Annotated in this window: 11 protein-coding genes; 10 read left to right on the forward strand and 1 reads right to left on the reverse strand. The window is 58.3% G+C overall.

Features of this window, described 5'->3' with window-relative positions:
• Window positions 1–327: 327 nt before the first annotated feature.
• The gene (locus ACQK2L_RS29625; RefSeq protein ID WP_425400665.1) at window positions 328–633 is read right to left on the reverse strand and encodes a TIM barrel protein; all 306 of its coding nucleotides are present in this window, start codon (window positions 631–633) and stop codon (window positions 328–330) included.
• Between the two features lie 85 nt (window positions 634–718).
• Between ACQK2L_RS29625 and ACQK2L_RS29630 the strand changes: the two genes are divergently transcribed.
• The 10 genes from ACQK2L_RS29630 (at window position 719) to ACQK2L_RS29675 (ending at window position 15,177) form a co-directional block, all read left to right on the forward strand.
• The gene (locus tag ACQK2L_RS29630; RefSeq protein WP_425400666.1) at window positions 719–2,122 is read left to right on the forward strand and encodes an alkaline phosphatase PhoX; all 1,404 of its coding nucleotides are present in this window, start codon (window positions 719–721) and stop codon (window positions 2,120–2,122) included.
• Window positions 2,123–2,212: 90 nt separating this feature from the next.
• On the forward strand, window positions 2,213–3,133 hold the full coding sequence (locus tag ACQK2L_RS29635; RefSeq protein WP_425400667.1) for a TIM barrel protein: 921 nt from the start codon (window positions 2,213–2,215) through the stop codon (window positions 3,131–3,133).
• Between the two features lie 432 nt (window positions 3,134–3,565).
• Window positions 3,566–3,871, forward strand: coding sequence for an STAS domain-containing protein (locus ACQK2L_RS29640; RefSeq protein WP_425400668.1), 306 nt, complete (start codon window positions 3,566–3,568; stop codon window positions 3,869–3,871).
• A gap of 62 nt (window positions 3,872–3,933) precedes the next feature.
• Window positions 3,934–4,299 carry a response regulator gene (locus tag ACQK2L_RS29645; RefSeq protein ID WP_425400669.1) on the forward strand — a complete coding sequence of 122 codons (366 nt, stop codon included), beginning with the start codon at window positions 3,934–3,936 and terminating at the stop codon, window positions 4,297–4,299.
• A gap of 12 nt (window positions 4,300–4,311) precedes the next feature.
• Window positions 4,312–7,335: an Hpt domain-containing protein gene (locus tag ACQK2L_RS29650; RefSeq protein ID WP_425400670.1), complete on the forward strand. Its 3,024-nt coding sequence runs from the start codon at window positions 4,312–4,314 to the stop codon at window positions 7,333–7,335.
• A 6-nt stretch (window positions 7,336–7,341) separates the two neighbouring features.
• On the forward strand, window positions 7,342–7,842 hold the full coding sequence (locus ACQK2L_RS29655) for a chemotaxis protein CheW (RefSeq protein ID WP_425400671.1): 501 nt from the start codon (window positions 7,342–7,344) through the stop codon (window positions 7,840–7,842).
• Between the two features lie 199 nt (window positions 7,843–8,041).
• On the forward strand, window positions 8,042–10,090 hold the full coding sequence (locus ACQK2L_RS29660) for a methyl-accepting chemotaxis protein (protein WP_425400672.1): 2,049 nt from the start codon (window positions 8,042–8,044) through the stop codon (window positions 10,088–10,090).
• 88 nt (window positions 10,091–10,178) lie between these two features.
• Window positions 10,179–11,729 carry a CheR family methyltransferase gene (locus tag ACQK2L_RS29665; protein WP_425400673.1) on the forward strand — a complete coding sequence of 517 codons (1,551 nt, stop codon included), beginning with the start codon at window positions 10,179–10,181 and terminating at the stop codon, window positions 11,727–11,729.
• Between the two features lie 66 nt (window positions 11,730–11,795).
• Window positions 11,796–12,875 carry a protein-glutamate methylesterase/protein-glutamine glutaminase gene (locus tag ACQK2L_RS29670; RefSeq protein WP_425400674.1) on the forward strand — a complete coding sequence of 360 codons (1,080 nt, stop codon included), beginning with the start codon at window positions 11,796–11,798 and terminating at the stop codon, window positions 12,873–12,875.
• A gap of 181 nt (window positions 12,876–13,056) precedes the next feature.
• Complete coding sequence (locus tag ACQK2L_RS29675; RefSeq protein WP_425400675.1) at window positions 13,057–15,177, forward strand: methyl-accepting chemotaxis protein; 2,121 nt, start codon at window positions 13,057–13,059, stop codon at window positions 15,175–15,177.
• Window positions 15,178–15,251 lie beyond the last annotated feature (74 nt).

Below are 15,251 nucleotides of genomic sequence, written 5' to 3' on the forward strand. Positions count from 1 at the left end.
TACTCGGCCATCCGCTTTTGCGAATGGCGACAAATCATCTGCACGAAGGCGTGTGTTTAACCACCTTTACAAGCGACTTGCCGTATCACCCATATGCCACCTATGAAATTGCAATTTGCAATTCCCGGGGTTTGAGCCAGTTTCCACCGCCCAGCGCGGTCCGAGGAGCGGCTAGAGCGCTGCGACGCGCTGCGAAGAGGCCATTCCGAACGTGCCTGAGACGTTGGAACAACCGGTACAGAATGAAAATTGGCAGTGCAAAAAATTTGCGCGCAGGAGCCTCTCTTTGCCGACTCGTTGCTGCGCTGGAACCTAGGCGATCGAACGTTAGAAGTTGTCGGCCGATCGATAGGCAGCGATTAGGGCTCGGTCGCCTTCTTTCCCTGGAAGGCTCTTGCCATGCTCCATGCCCATGATGCCATCGAATTTCTTGGAGTGGATGTGCTTGAACACGTTCCGGTAGTTGATCTCGCCGGTACCGGGCTCTTTGCGCCCAGGGTTGTCGCCGCACTGGAAGTAACCAATCTCGCTCCACGCCATGTCGATGTTGGGGATCAGATTGCCTTCCTGAATCTGCTGATGGTAGATGTCTTTGATTAAGAATTGATGAAGGACAATTGATCGCTGCGGCAAGGGGTGTAGCTTATGGGCTTGGATTCCTCTCGCAGGCGACGTTTCCCGTCCCTGCATAGCTACTCCCTTCGATGGACATTCACTCATGTCAGCCAGCCGTCGCACCTTTCTCAAGTCTTCCGCCGTGTTCGCCGTGGGCATGAGCGGCCTAAGGCAATTCGTTGCGGCTGGTGAGCCATTGGCCAACAGTAACGGTAATCGGTTTGGACGGATCGTTGCCGACCCGCATAACATCCTGAGCTTGCCAACTGGTTTTTCGTACCGTGTGATTTCGCACGCGGGCGACCAAATGGACGACGGTCTGGTGGTGCCAGACAAGCCCGATGGCATGGCGACCTTTGCCGGACCGAACGGCTTGACGTTGCTGGTACGCAATCATGAGATCGAACCACGACAGGCGGGGCCCTTCGGTTGGGGCGCCGAACTGCTGAACAAAGTGGACACCGATCTGCTCTACGATCTGGGGGAAGAAGGCAAGCCATGCAACGGCGGCACCACGACCGTGGTGTACGACACTCGCAACCAGCGCGTGATTCGCCAGTACCTGAGCCTCGCTGGCACCATCCGCAATTGCGCCGGTGGGCCCACACCGCGCGGCACCTGGATTACCTGCGAGGAAGCTTGCGACACGGTGGGCAAGAACAAGGTGGACGATGGTCCTGAGATCTACTGCCAGCAAAATCACGGCTACAACTTCGAAGTGCCTGCTACGGCCGACATTCGACTTGCTCCGGCGATCCCACTACGGGACATGGGACGCTTTCGGCACGAGGCAGTGGCCGAGGATCCTCACACCGGCATCGTTTATCAAACCGAAGACCTGGACGATGGGCTGATCTATCGCTTCCTGCCCCACCGCCCTGGCGACTTGGCGGCCGGCGGCAAGCTTCAGGCGCTGGCCTTGGTTCATCTGTCGAGCGCCGACACGCGCAACTGGAACGGCGAAACAACTATCACGCCCGGTCTGCGTCACGCGGTGCGATGGATTGACTTGGACAACGTCGAATCGCCTGACGACGACCTGCGTTTACGCGGCTTCGACGCCGGGGCCGCTCGCTTCGCCCGTGGCGAAGGCATGTGGTACTCCGAGGGCGAGATCTACTTCGCCTGCACCAACGGCGGCTCTACCGAACTGGGCCAGATCTGGAAGTACACGCCCAGCCATTCCGAAGGAATGCCGGGCGAGGTCTCCGACCGCGGCATGCTGGAGCTGTTCGTCGAGCCGAACGACTCGAACCTGGTGGCCAATGCCGACAACCTGACCTCGGCACCCTGGGGCGACCTGATCGTGTGCGAAGACCGCGACGGCCAGGAGATTCGGCTGGTGGGCGTCACGCCAGAGGGTGGCTGCTACACGTTCGCCCACAATCACGTGCACACCGAGTTCTCCGGCGCCACGTTCTCGCCCGACGGCACTACCCTGTTCGTCAATCTGCAGCACAAGGGCATGACCCTGGCCATCACCGGCCCTTGGCCACGCAACGCCTAATTGGACGCCAATTCGCCTTCACGCGCACCAAGCGATCGGTTCGTGTAGAATGAGTGCCTGTTGATTTTGCACTCATTGAGGAATTGGGCGATGAAACGACGCGACTTTCTTACCACTTCGGCTGCGGTTGGTGCCGGTGTGCTTGCTCACGGGGCGGCGGAAGCCCAGCCAGCGAGCGACGAATCGACCTCTCAGGGCAAATTCAAGCTGCACTATGCGCCGCACTTCGGGTTGTTCGGCAACCTTGCAGGCGGCGATCCCATCGACCAACTGAAGTTTGCCGCCGACCAGGGCTTCACCGCCTGGGAAGACAACGGCATGAAGGGCAAACCGGTCGAGTTGCAGGAGAAGATCGCCAAGACCATGGAACAGCTTGGCATGAAGATGGGCGTGTTCGTCGCCCACGGCAACTTCGGCGGCAAAGCCTTCGTGACCAAGGACAAGAATGCCCGCGCTCAAGTGGTGCAGGACATCAAAGACAGCGTGGAGGTCGCCAAACGCGTCAACGCCAAATGGATGACCGTCGTGCCGGACGGCTATGTGACAAACGCTGAATGGGGCTACCAAACTGCCAACTGCATCGACCTGCTGCGCGAATGCTCCGAAGTGCTGGAACCCCACGGATTGGTGATGGTGCTCGAACCACTCAACTGGTGGAAAGACCACCAAGGCTTGTTCCTGCACAAGATTCCCCAGGCGTACGAGATCTGCCGCGCAGTGAATAGCCCCAGCTGCAAGATCCTGTTCGACATCTACCATCAGCAGATTCAGGAAGGCAATCTGATCCCCAACATCGACATGGCGTGGAGCGAGATTGGTTACTTCCAGTGCGGCGACAACCCTGGGCGCAAAGAGCCCGGTACCGGCGAGATCAACTACCGGAACGTGTTCAAGCACATCCACTCCAAGAAATTCGATGGCATCATGGGCATGGAGCATGGCAAGAGCCTTCCAGGGAAAGAAGGCGACCGAGCCCTAATCGCTGCCTATCGATCGGCCGACAACTTCTAACGTTCGATCGCCTAGGTTCCAGCGCAGCAACGAGTCGGCAAAGAGAGGCTCCTGCGCGCAAATTTTTTGCACTGCCAATTTTCATTCTGTACCGGTTGTTCCAACGTCTCAGGCACGTTCGGAATGGCCTCTTCGCAGCGCGTCGCAGCGCTCTAGCCGCTCCTCGGACCGCGCTGGGCGGTGGAAACTGGCTCAAACCCCGGGAATTGCAAATTGCAATTTCATAGGTGGCATATGGGTGATACGGCAAGTCGCTTGTAAAGGTGGTTAAACACACGCCTTCGTGCAGATGATTTGTCGCCATTCGCAAAAGCGGATGGCCGAGTAGCGCGCGTTTTGCGTGACCTACTTTCTAGAAGCATCGGAGATGGTGTGCTCTGCGCACCGTCCATTAAAGACTCCGAGGCACAGTTACTCGCACGAGGATATCCCATGCCGAAAACAATCAGTGTGAAGCGCAACAGCAAACAACCGACTCGTGTTTCGTTGAAAGGCGACGTCGGCATTGTTTCGGTTTCCGAGTTGCACACAGTGCTGAAAGAACTTGCCGATGCAAACGTGTCCGTTCGCGTCGACTGCAAAGATGCGACGCACCTGGATGGTTCCGTCTGTCAGTTATTGCTGGTGGCACAGCGCAGCTGGCCCGGCGGCGCTGATTGCTTTCAGGTCAGCAACGCTTCGCCCGCATTGGAGTCGCATCTACTGCGGACCGGTGCAGTTGGGGTAGCGAGCACCTGAAGCGTCAGCGGCCGTCTATCAGCTTCCACAATCCTACACACATTTGGAATCGCGATCCGATCATGTCCAAGACAGCCCTAGTTGTTGATGACTCGCGCTCGTTGCGTGGACTTGTCTGCGAAACGCTTGAAGAAGCAGGCTACACAGTCCTGCAATCCTGCAACGGGCAGGAGGCGCTCGAGACGGTAACCAAGAATTCGGTCGACTTCGTAATCACCGACGTCAACATGCCGATGCTGGACGGCATTTCCCTGGTGAAGCAACTGCGCACCCAACCAGAACTGAAACATGTTCCGATTCTGATTCTGACCACCGAAGATACCGTCGAGATGAAGAATCGGGGGCGACAGGCCGGCGCCACGGGGTGGATGGTGAAGCCCTTCAACCCGCCACAGTTGATCAATGTTGTCTCTCGCATCGTTGCCTAAGGAGTTCGTGCTGTGTCTACGAATGTAAAGAACTATCGAGAGATTTTCTTCGAAGAAACCTACGAGCATCTGGCCGAAGTAGAGGCCGGGCTGCTCGGGCTGGAAGACCATCCCGAAGATACGGGGTTGCTCGACCAGGTTTTTCGTGGAATTCACTCCATCAAAGGCGGAGCCGCCACGTTCGGCGTCGATGCCGTCGCGGGATTCTCCCATTCGTTGGAAAATCACCTCGACAAGCTTCGAGCCGGAGAAATCCAGAACGACCCGGAGTCGTCTGAGGCGATGTTGCGTTCGGTCGACTGCTTGCGAGCCTTGGTCGAGGCAGCGCTGGAGGATAGCGCGCCAGACGATGAAACCAAGAAAAGCATCGACGAGATCACCGCGGTGCTCACGCAGCGTGGCTCGACGGACACGGTGGCCCATGCGGGCGAGCCCGCCCCCCAGGGCGATACGTCGGTCGCCACGACCACTTGGCGAATCGTCTTCGCCCCGGGCCCGGAAGCCTTCCAGAACGGACTCGACCCCACCCTCATTTGGCGCGAGCTGGATGGATTGGGCGAACTGACCGTACGGCTCAACGACGAGAAGCTTCCGGACCTCGAGAACCTTAATCCAACCGAGTGCTGCCTGGCCTGGGAAGCCACCCTGGTAACCGACACGCCCAAGGACGAGATCGAACAAGCTTTCTTCTTTCACGCCGACGACTCCAATCTCGTGATCGAGCCGACGGACTCTACAGCGGCGACGCAGGCTCCCACCCGGCAGACGTTTGGAGATTGGCTGGTCCAGCGGAAGGTCGTGACCGCGGCTCAGATGCTGAAAGCCTTGGACCTGCAGTACAAGAACCGACTTCCGGTGGGCCAACTCGCCCTGCGAGAAGGGGCGATGAATGTCGACCAGGTGTTTGAGACACTCGAGTGGGGCTCCGCCAATGGAGAGCGTTTCGGCGAAACGGCCATTTCGCGCGGATTCCTTACCGCCGATTCCTTGGCCAAGTTGCTGGATCTGCAGGTTCGCGAACTGCCATCGCTATGCGAAGCATTGATCGAAGTCGAGGCTGCAAGCCCCGAGGTACTGGAGCAGCAGCAACGTGAATATCGCGAAGCTGGAGGTGCAGTTTCCCAAGGGGAAGAGTTTGCTGCTCCCAAGCAAAGTGCCGAGCAGGAACACAAGCCAACCGCCACGAAGCCGGCCAGCCATGAAACGCTGACCCTGGCGGTCAACATGGAGATGCTGAGGCAGAATAGCGAACTCATCGGCGACTTCCTCAGTGATTGCCGCGAGCACCTTGAAGAAGCCGAACGGCAAGCGCTGCAAATGGAATCCGACGCGACTTCCGAGGAGCAGCTACATGCCCTCTACCGCGCGTTCCATACCATCAAAGGCGTGGCGAGCTTTGTGGGGCTCACTCAGATTACCGAGCTGGCTCATGCCGCCGAAGACGTGCTGAACCTGGCCCGCGAAGGCCAGTTGTGCCTGACCGGCGAGCCTTTCGAACTGGTGCTGGCCAGCTTGGACAGCCTGCGAAGACTGGCCGACGACGTGCCTAACATGCTGCAGTGCGAAGAATCGCCTCCAGCCGACACCAAAGCGCTGCAGCTGATGTACAACCTGCAGGCAGTGGCGACGGGTGAACCGACCGGGCAGACCGTTCCGGTCGCAGCGAACACTGAATCCGCCAACCAAGCCGCGGCAGCCGTACCAACAGGCACCACGCCCGTTGAGTCGGCCCAAGCAACACCGGCGAGCGGCAGCGCCGACCCCGCCGAAGCAAGTACGCCGGGCAAGCCAAAGTCGCACGGTCACGAGATGAAAGAAACGGTGCGAGTGGATCGCAGTCGTCTCGATCAACTCGTCGACATGATCGGCGAACTCGTGATTGGCGAGGCCATGGTCCGCCAAGAAGTCGCAGAGCTGCAGGGCGAAACAGAAGTGGAATCGGTTGCCCAGCTCGGCCGCACGGTCCGTGAACTTCAGGAAATGAGCTTGTCGCTACGGATGGTGCCGATCGCGGCCACGTTCCAGAAGATGCATCGGATCGTTCGCGATGTGTCGCGAAAACTTGGCAAGCAAGTTCGGTTCGAAGTCGAAGGCGAAGAGACCGAATTGGACAAGACGATGGTCGACCAACTCGGCGACCCGCTGATGCACATGGTCCGCAACGCGGTGGACCACGGCATCGAAATGCCTGACGAACGCACCGCCGCTGGCAAACCAGCCGAAGGACATGTCGTACTGAGCGCGTACCTGCGAAACGGCAACTTCTTCATCGAGCTGACCGACGACGGAAAGGGTCTGGACCGCGAGAAGATCCTGCAGAAGGCCGTAGAGCGAGGTGTCGTTCAACCAGCCGACGCGGAAACCATGCCGGACGCGGACGTGTGGATGCTCGTGTTTGCTCCCGGCTTCTCGACCGCTGCCGTGGTGACCGACGTGTCGGGGCGCGGCGTGGGAATGGACGTTGTGAAACGTGCCATCGAAGCCCTGAATGGATCGATCGAAGTCGAAAGCGCCAAAGGACAGGGAAGTGTCTTCCGGGTGCGGCTGCCGCTGACCATGGCTATCGTCGATGGCCTGTCGGTCAGCCTGGGAGAAGAAACGTTCATCCTGCCGCTGGTATCGGTTATCGAATCGGTACGGCCACAGGGCAACGAAGTGAAAACGATCGTTGGCCGTGGCGAAGTGGTGCAGGTGCGTGAAGAGACTATTCCGCTGGTACGGTTACACCGAGTGTTCAACCGCCCGGCTCGAGAACTTGATCCGTCTCGTGCGTTGGTTGTGATCGTCGAATCCGACGGCCGCCGCCTGGCGGTGTTGGTGGACGAGCTGCTGGGGCAAGTTCAAGCGGTGATGAAGAGTCTGGAGACCAACTACGAGAAGGTGCCGGGTATTGCCGGCGCCACGATTCTTGGAAACGGCGAGGTGGCTTTCATCCTCGATGTTCAAGGCATTGCAAAGTTGCATGCCTCTACTAAGTGCGGTCGGGCGCCTACGTGCGAACCGACTATCGAGTCCACTCAAAAAGAAAGCGAGTAGTTCACGATGGCAGATAGTATGACTATGAGCGGTGCCCCCGACGCTGGGTTTACGGCCGACGGAGAACAGTACCTGACTTTTACGGTCCAGGGCGAGGAGTACGGCATCGACATCCTCCGCGTGCAGGAGATCAAGGGCTTCACCGCTGTGCGGCCGATCCCCAACGCTCCCCCCTACGTGAAGGGCGTCCTGAATCTCCGTGGCACGGTTGTTCCCATTGTCGACCTCCGCAGCCGCTTCGACATGGACATCGAAGAGTACACCCAGTTCACCGTGATCATCGTTGTGAGCATCGGCGACAAGGTGGTCGGGCTGATCGTCGACGCCGTTTCGGATGTCTTGAACATTCCCGCCGGCGAGGTGGTAGATGCTCCTGAAGTGGGAGGCGACGTCGACACGACGTTCTGTGCTGGAATGGCCAAGGTGGGCGAGAAGCTCGTCTTGTTACTGAACATCGACAAGCTGGTAAACAACGACGCTATTCAGAAGCTCGAAGGAGCTGCGTAACCGCGCAAGTTCTGACCGAGTCGACTTCCAACCATCCTTCTTAGTGCTAGCGAGAAGATTCAACGGTTTACACGGTTAAGGTTTCGCGCCGACTATCTCGGCTGCAACCTGACTGGCGGTAAACAGTGGATTCTAAAGACAGCGGTGTCGTGGGGCGCCGCAGCTAATCGTCATGAACGGGGCAGTCAGGATAATAACCATGAAAATGTTCTCGAAGCTATCGCTGAAAACCATCCTTATCACCTTTTGCCTGTTCTTGGCGCTGGTGCCACTGAGCATCGTTGCCGCGATGGCATGGCGATCGGCAACAAATTCTGCCGATGACATGGCCAACACCTACTACACAGTGGCGGCCAACATGGTCGATAAGATCGATCGAAATCTGTTCGAACGATATGGAGACGTTCAAGCCTTTGGCTTAAATCACGCCGTACGGGATACAGAGTCGTGGTACAAGCCAGGTGAAGACAATCCCATTGTGCAGGTCATGAACAACTATGTCGACACCTACGACATTTACTACTTCACGCTGTTGGTCGACCCCCAGGGCAAGCTAATTGCCGTAAACACCAGGGATGACTCCGGCAATCCGATCGACACCTCGGCACTCTACAAGAAAAACTTCTCCAGCGAGCCTTGGTTTGTCGATTGCGTTGCCGGCCGCTTCTACGAAAACAAAGACGGCAGTTTCACAGGAACTGTCGTCACCGACATCTACACCGACGAGGCTGCCAAAGAGTCTTACAGCGATGAGGGACTGGCGCTCGGCTTCTCCGCACCGGTGCATGACGCCCATGGAAACGTAATCGCCTATTGGAGAAACGTCGCCAAATTCGCCTTGGTAGAGGACATTGTACTCAGCACTTACAAGGACCTCGAGAAGCAGGGCCTCGCATCTACCGAGATTACCCTGTTAGACAAGCATGGCAACGTGATTGTCGACTGCGATCCATCAACGCTTGGGCGTGTTGAAATCGCTCGCGACATGTCCGTCATCGGTAAGTTCAATCTTGCGGATAAGGGCGTAGAAGCTGCTGAGCGTGTGGTTGCCGGAGAGACCGGGTGCATGACCAGGTCCTACCACGCACGCAAGGAAATCGACCAAGTTGCTGGATTCGCGCCGTCCCAGGGCGCCTTGGGGTTCCCTGGCATGAAGTGGAATGCACTTGTTCGAGTGGCCAGCTCTGAAGCTCTGGCTACGTCCAACACCACCAAGACCATGAGCGTCGCTATCTTAGTAGTCGCGTCCGTGGTGGTGGTCATCGCGAGCTGGTACTTTGCACGTTGGCTAATCGGGGCGCTGCTGGAAGTGGACGCGGTAGCCCGCTACCTGGCGGGTGCTTCTGAGCAACTGGCCGCCGCGGCCGACCAACTCTCCAGCGGAGCGCAACAACAAGCAAGCAGCCTGGAAGAGACCGCCGCCAGCCTGGAAGAGATTACCGGCACGGTTCAACAGAACGCCGACAACGCTCAGCAGGCAAACCAGCTCTCGTCCGGCGCACGCGATGTGGCGGAAAAGGGCGGCACCGTGACCCAACGTGCTGTCACCAGCATGAGCGATATCAACTCCGCTTCGAACAAGATTGCGGACATTATCACCACGATCGATGAGATCGCCTTCCAAACCAACCTGTTGGCACTCAACGCGGCCGTGGAAGCGGCTCGAGCGGGCGAGCAGGGACGAGGCTTTGCCGTCGTGGCTGGTGAAGTTCGCAACCTGGCACAACGCAGTGCCGGCGCGGCGAAAGAGATCAAGTCGCTCATTCAGGACTCGGTCGACAAGGTCGAGGCCGGCTCCGATCTGGTGAACCAATCTGGCGAAACGCTGGAAGAAATCGTCACCAGTGTAAAGCGAGTGACGGACATCGTTGGCGAGATCGCCGCTGCGTCGCGCGAGCAAGCTAGCGGTATCGAGCAAGTAAATCGTGCCATCACCCAGATGGACCACGTTACACAGAACTCTGCGTCGCAAACCGAGGAGCTTTCGTCTACCGCTGAATCGCTGTCAGCCCAGGCGAATCACCTGCGCGATGTCGTGGACCAGTTCAACCTGAACAGTGAAAAGTACGGCAAGTCGACAGCGGCGGCCAAGCGTCCCGCCAAGTCGGCGAAGCGCTCGGCAACGCCCCCCCCGGCAGCACCCGCATCGCAGCCAACCGAGCAGTTTGGATTCGATGATCCGGCAGACCGAGAGCTTCAGGCTGTTGGTGCTGGCGACGACGAGTTCGGAGCGTTCGAAGAGTTTTGATTGCGGAGCTTTGTCGCCCCCGATGGACCACGCTGAGCGGTCCATCGGGGGATTCCCATACACCTGAAGTTTCCTGGCAACGACTTACATGACAACTGCGGCTTGCGACACGAACGACCTCTACACTATTGGCGATGCCGAGTTTGGCACGTTGCGGGAGATGCTCTACCGCGAGTGTGGTGTGTCGTTGAGCGACACGAAACGGGCATTGGTTTGCTCGAGGTTGGCGCGACGCTTGCGCAGTCTGCAGCTATCGAGTTATGCCGAATACATCGAGTACCTCGATCAGCAAGACAGCAATGGCAGCGAGCTCCAAATGCTCGTCAACTGCCTGACAACGAACAAGACGGACTTTCTGCGCGAACCGCATCACTTCGACTTCCTGCGAGATGTCGTCATCCCGGAGGCAAGAAGGCGTGCCGAGTCGGGTGCGCCGCGCAAGCTGCGCATCTGGAGCGCCGCCTGCTCCGAAGGAGACGAACCCTACACGATCGCCATGACGCTGCTGGAGCACTTGCCCCAGAACGAATCGTGGGACGTGCGAATCCTGGCAAGCGACATCAACACCGAAGTGCTGGGAGTCGCTAAGGCGGGCGAGTACCCGATCGGCAAGTTCGACCCGCTGCCCGAGCAGTGGAGGAAGAAGTACGTCCGGCATGGCATTGGCAATCGCGATGGACTGGGAACTGTCTGCCCGGAAGCCAAACAGTTGATTACCTTCCGTCAGATCAACCTCATGGAAGAGTGGCCCCACAAGGCCTTGTTCGATGTGATCTTCTGCCGGAATGTGATCATCTACTTCGATCAGCCGACCCAGGAGCGGCTGCTCAAGCGACTCAGCCAACACTTGAGCGAGCACAGCTACTTGATGCTCGGGCACTCGGAGAGTTCGCCCTGGCTCGTGCAGTCCTTTGAGTCACTCGGCAAGACCGTGTTCAAGCGTCGCGCATCGACGTCGAAGGTGCAACGCACCGCGTCGCAACCCGTCCCGGCGCAACCTACCCGCAAGCCCCAGCCACCCGCGCGCAAGCCAGTGCAACAGAAACCCAAAGCGAGCCAACCTCGCAAGTCCGTGGTTCGACCAGTTTCCGATTTGCCAAGCCGCAACATCCTGGCCGGGCAAACGTACGTGCTGAACAAGCCGGGAGAGATCACCACCGTTCTCGGATCGTGTGTGGCCGTGTGCCTATACGACCCACAAACCGGCGTGGGCGGAATGAACCACTTCATGCTGCCCAGCCAATCAGCCGACGCCGGCGTTTCGGCGCGCTATGGCATTCACGCCATGGAGTTGTTGATCACGAACATCATGAAGAGCGGCGGCGAGCGAGGTCGCCTGGTGGCCAAGGCCTTTGGCGGCGCCAACCTGCTGCAATTGAACTTCAGTGAGGAACTAAGCGGCATTGGCCAGCAGAACGTCAAGTTCGTCCGCGAATTCCTCAGCACCGAGGAAATCCCCCTGGCGGCGGAGAAGCTGGGCGGCGAACAGCCGCTGAGAATCTTCTTCCAGCCACACAACGGTCGCGTATCGGTAAAGACACTAAGAAAAGCACAAGAAATTGCTACTCGCGAGTGCAGTTACAAACAAAGCTCCGCTCAGAAAGCGCAGAGCACCGGAGATGTCACCTTCTTCAAATAACTGAGTTGAAACGGATATCACTCGCCACTTCGCGGTGCGGGTGTCAACCTTCCAAGGTCTTAACCCATGTCCATCAAGGTCCTCATAGTCGACGATTCGGCGCTGATACGCCAGATTCTGACGGACATTCTCCGTAGCGATCCTGACATCGAAGTGGTGGGGGTGGCGAGCGATCCGTTGGTGGCGCGAGACAAAGTCAAGTCGCTGAATCCTGACGTGATCACTCTCGATGTGGAAATGCCGAAGATGGACGGCTTGACCTTCCTGGAAAAGCTGATGAGGGCCCGCCCTACTCCGGTGTTGATGGTATCGTCGCTGACTGAGAGAAACTGCGAAACAACTCTCAAAGCGCTCGAACTCGGCGCGGTCGACTTTGTTACCAAGCCGAAGCTGGACGTGCAGGACGGCACCTTTGATCTGGCCGATGAGATACGCACCAAGGTGAAGGCCTGTGCACAAGCTCGCTTCCAGGGCAACCGCAGTCGACAAAGCCCCCGAGTCGAACGTCGCGTCTCCATGGGTACTAGTGCCCTGATCAAGAGTACCGACCAGGTGATTTGCATCGGCGCCTCGACCGGTGGAACCGAAGCACTTCACGAAGTGCTCACAGCGATGCCAGCCGACTCGCCCGGCACGCTGATCGTTCAGCACATGCCACCCGGATTCACTCGCGCGTTTGCGAAACGATTGGACAACGCTTGCCAGATTTCGGTTAAGGAAGCCGAAAACGGAGACCGGGTACTCCCCGGGCACGCCCTGCTCGCCCCCGGCGGCTTGCACATGGGCGTTTGCCGCAGCGGTGCGCATTACTCCGTGCGGGTGGGCCACGGTGAGCCCGTGAACCGCCATCGCCCTTCGGTGGACGTGTTGTTCCGCTCGGCTGCCAAGCACCTTGGCCGCAATGCCATTGGAGTGATCCTGACCGGCATGGGCAACGACGGCGCCGCAGGGATGCTGCAGATGCATGAGGCAGGCGCAAAAACGATCGCTCAGAACGAAGAGACCTGCGTGGTATTTGGAATGCCCAAGGAAGCAATTGCCACAGGCGGCGTGGATGATGTGCTGCCACTGGAGAGGGTAACCGAACGCATGCTGACACTTGCCGCGGGCCTCTCCCCGATAACCGCTTCACCTACCACCCACTAGGCCCTGGCGACTTCGGGTATACCAATTCCACCAAGTCAAATCCAACCTAACCACAAACTACAAGTAATTATTGATCCACCGTGCCTCTGCCGGCAAGTCAAGATCCAACAAGTTCGCACTTGCTCTACAGCGGTCCCTCAAAACGGTAGACCATCAACTCCCTACGAAAGGAACACTCACGATGAGTTTCGGAAAGAAGATGTTGATACTGGCTACTGCTGGTACGATCATCACCACCGTGTTGATGATTGCTGTAATCTGGATGCAGCAAGGAAAACTGCAGGAGATCGTACTCAAGGACACGGATGCAAAGGCACACGAATCCTGCCTACGGATGGCCGATCAACTTGTGGAGACGCTCGACCTGGTGCATCGCGGTGAGATGGAACACGTAAACTCTGTGCTCTCTTGCACCGAGAATGCATTCGAAAAGCACGAACTATCGCTCTCCGACGAAACCGTTGCCTGGAACGCGATCAACCAGTTCGACAAATCGGTTCACACAGTCCAGTTGCCCAAAGTGCTTCTGGACGGAGAGTGGCTGGGGCAAAATCGCTCCTTTGATGAGCGATCTTTGTTCGTCGACGATGTCGACGCGATTAGCGACGGAGCTTGCACGATCTTCCAACGGGTCAACGAAGCTGGCGACATGCTGCGGATCAGCACCAGCGTGAAGAAGACCAACGGAGAACGTGCGGTGGGCACGTACATTCCTGCTGTTCACCCCGATGGATCGCACGACCCTGTGGTTAGCGCCCTGTTGAACGGCGAGCGGTTCCTCGGTCGGGCTTACGTGGTGAATGGTTGGTGGAGCACTGGCTACGCCCCCATCACCAGTGAAGACGGTCACATCATTGGCGCGGTCTTCTATGGACGTCCCCAGTCGTCGATGACCGCCATTCGCGACCACGTGCAGTCGCTCGAACTCGGAGACTCGGGATACGTTTACGTCCTGCAAGGTAGCGGCAAAGACAAAGGCGCCTACCTGATCTCCAAGGGCGGATTGAGCGATGGCAAGAACATCTACGATGCTCAGGACTCCAGCGGGAAGTACTTTATTCGCGAAGCCATCGACCTCGCCAAGGACCCAGCGAACGAAGGGTCCACCATTGTCGAATACTACTGGCAGAACAAGGACGAGAAGACACCGCGGCTGAAGATTGCTGCGGTTGAGTTCTTCGAACCTTGGGACTGGGTGGTTGGCGTATCGGTCTACAACGACGAGTTCCGTCAGGCCGCGTCCGCCATCGAAGCCGGCATGTCTCAGATGACGATGATGGCCACGTTGACCGGCGTTATCGTTGCTCTCGTCGTGGGCGTTGTTTCGTACTTCGCAGTGCGACGGATGCTGAAGCCGCTTCGAGAAGTGGACGAGGTTGCCATCGGTGTGGCGGATGCAGCCAACCAACTGGCATACGCTTCCGAATCGCTCTCCAGCGGTGCCCAGGAATCGGCTTCGAGCCTCGAAGAAACGGCCGCCAGCCTGGAACAAATCACCGCCACGGTACGGCAAAACGCCGACAACGCCGATCAGGCCAATCAACTGGCCCGAGGATCGCGGCAGAGTGCCGAGAACGGTGGCGCTGTGGTGTCCGATGCCGTGCGAGCGATGGACGAAATTGATAAGTCGTCGCGCAAGATCGCAGATATCATCACCACGATTGATGAGATTGCGTTCCAGACCAACCTGCTGGCTCTCAACGCTGCGGTGGAAGCCGCACGAGCCGGCGAGCAGGGACGTGGTTTCGCTGTGGTGGCCGGTGAGGTTCGCAGCCTGGCTCAACGCTCCGCTACGGCGGCTCGTGAGATTAAGGGCCTCATCGAGGACTCGGTCGACAAGGTCAAGGCTGGTTCCGACCTGGTGAACAAGTCGGGCGAGACCTTGCAGGAGATTGTCACGAGCGTGAAGCGAGTGACGGACATCGTTGCCGAAATCGCGGCTGCCTCTCAGGAGCAAACCACTGGGATCGAACAGATCAACCGCGCTGTGACTCAAATGGATCACGTCACGCAAAGCAACGCTTCGCAAACCGAAGAGATGAGCGGCACCGCAACCGCCCTGTCGGGCCAGAGCGGCCGACTGCAGGAAGCGATCGCTCAGTTCAACCTGCGAAAGCACGACAAGGTGGCAACGTCGAACTCACAACCCGCACCTGCCAAGCGGGCCAAGAGCAGCAATAAACCCAGCCAACCGGCGCCCGCTCCTCAGCAGGCCGCTGCAGGCTGGGTGGACGAAGCTCCCCAGGACGATTGGGAAATGGCTGGCGCTGGTGCCGGTGCTGGAGAATTCGAGGAATTCTGAACCACACCAACGTGCTGAAGTAAAGCCTTGAAACGACAATCGGCCGTCGACGCCTTGAAGGTGTCGACGGCCGA

Source organism: Aeoliella sp., from assembly GCF_965227375.1.
In the GTDB taxonomy this organism is placed as follows: Bacteria; Planctomycetota; Planctomycetia; order Pirellulales; family Lacipirellulaceae; genus Aeoliella.

Excerpts from the sequence above, each read along its gene's own strand:
- ACQK2L_RS29630 (WP_425400666.1), top strand. The coding sequence starts at position 719 with ATGTCAGCCAGCCGTCGCACCTTTCTCAAGTCTTCCGCCGTGTTCGCC.
- ACQK2L_RS29635 (WP_425400667.1), top strand. The coding sequence starts at position 2,213 with ATGAAACGACGCGACTTTCTTACCACTTCGGCTGCGGTTGGTGCCGGT.
- ACQK2L_RS29640 (WP_425400668.1), top strand. The coding sequence starts at position 3,566 with ATGCCGAAAACAATCAGTGTGAAGCGCAACAGCAAACAACCGACTCGT.
- ACQK2L_RS29645 (WP_425400669.1), top strand. The coding sequence starts at position 3,934 with ATGTCCAAGACAGCCCTAGTTGTTGATGACTCGCGCTCGTTGCGTGGA.
- ACQK2L_RS29655 (WP_425400671.1), top strand. The coding sequence starts at position 7,342 with ATGGCAGATAGTATGACTATGAGCGGTGCCCCCGACGCTGGGTTTACG.
- ACQK2L_RS29660 (WP_425400672.1), top strand. The coding sequence starts at position 8,042 with ATGAAAATGTTCTCGAAGCTATCGCTGAAAACCATCCTTATCACCTTT.
- ACQK2L_RS29665 (WP_425400673.1), top strand. The coding sequence starts at position 10,179 with ATGACAACTGCGGCTTGCGACACGAACGACCTCTACACTATTGGCGAT.
- ACQK2L_RS29670 (WP_425400674.1), top strand. The coding sequence starts at position 11,796 with ATGTCCATCAAGGTCCTCATAGTCGACGATTCGGCGCTGATACGCCAG.
- ACQK2L_RS29675 (WP_425400675.1), top strand. The coding sequence starts at position 13,057 with ATGAGTTTCGGAAAGAAGATGTTGATACTGGCTACTGCTGGTACGATC.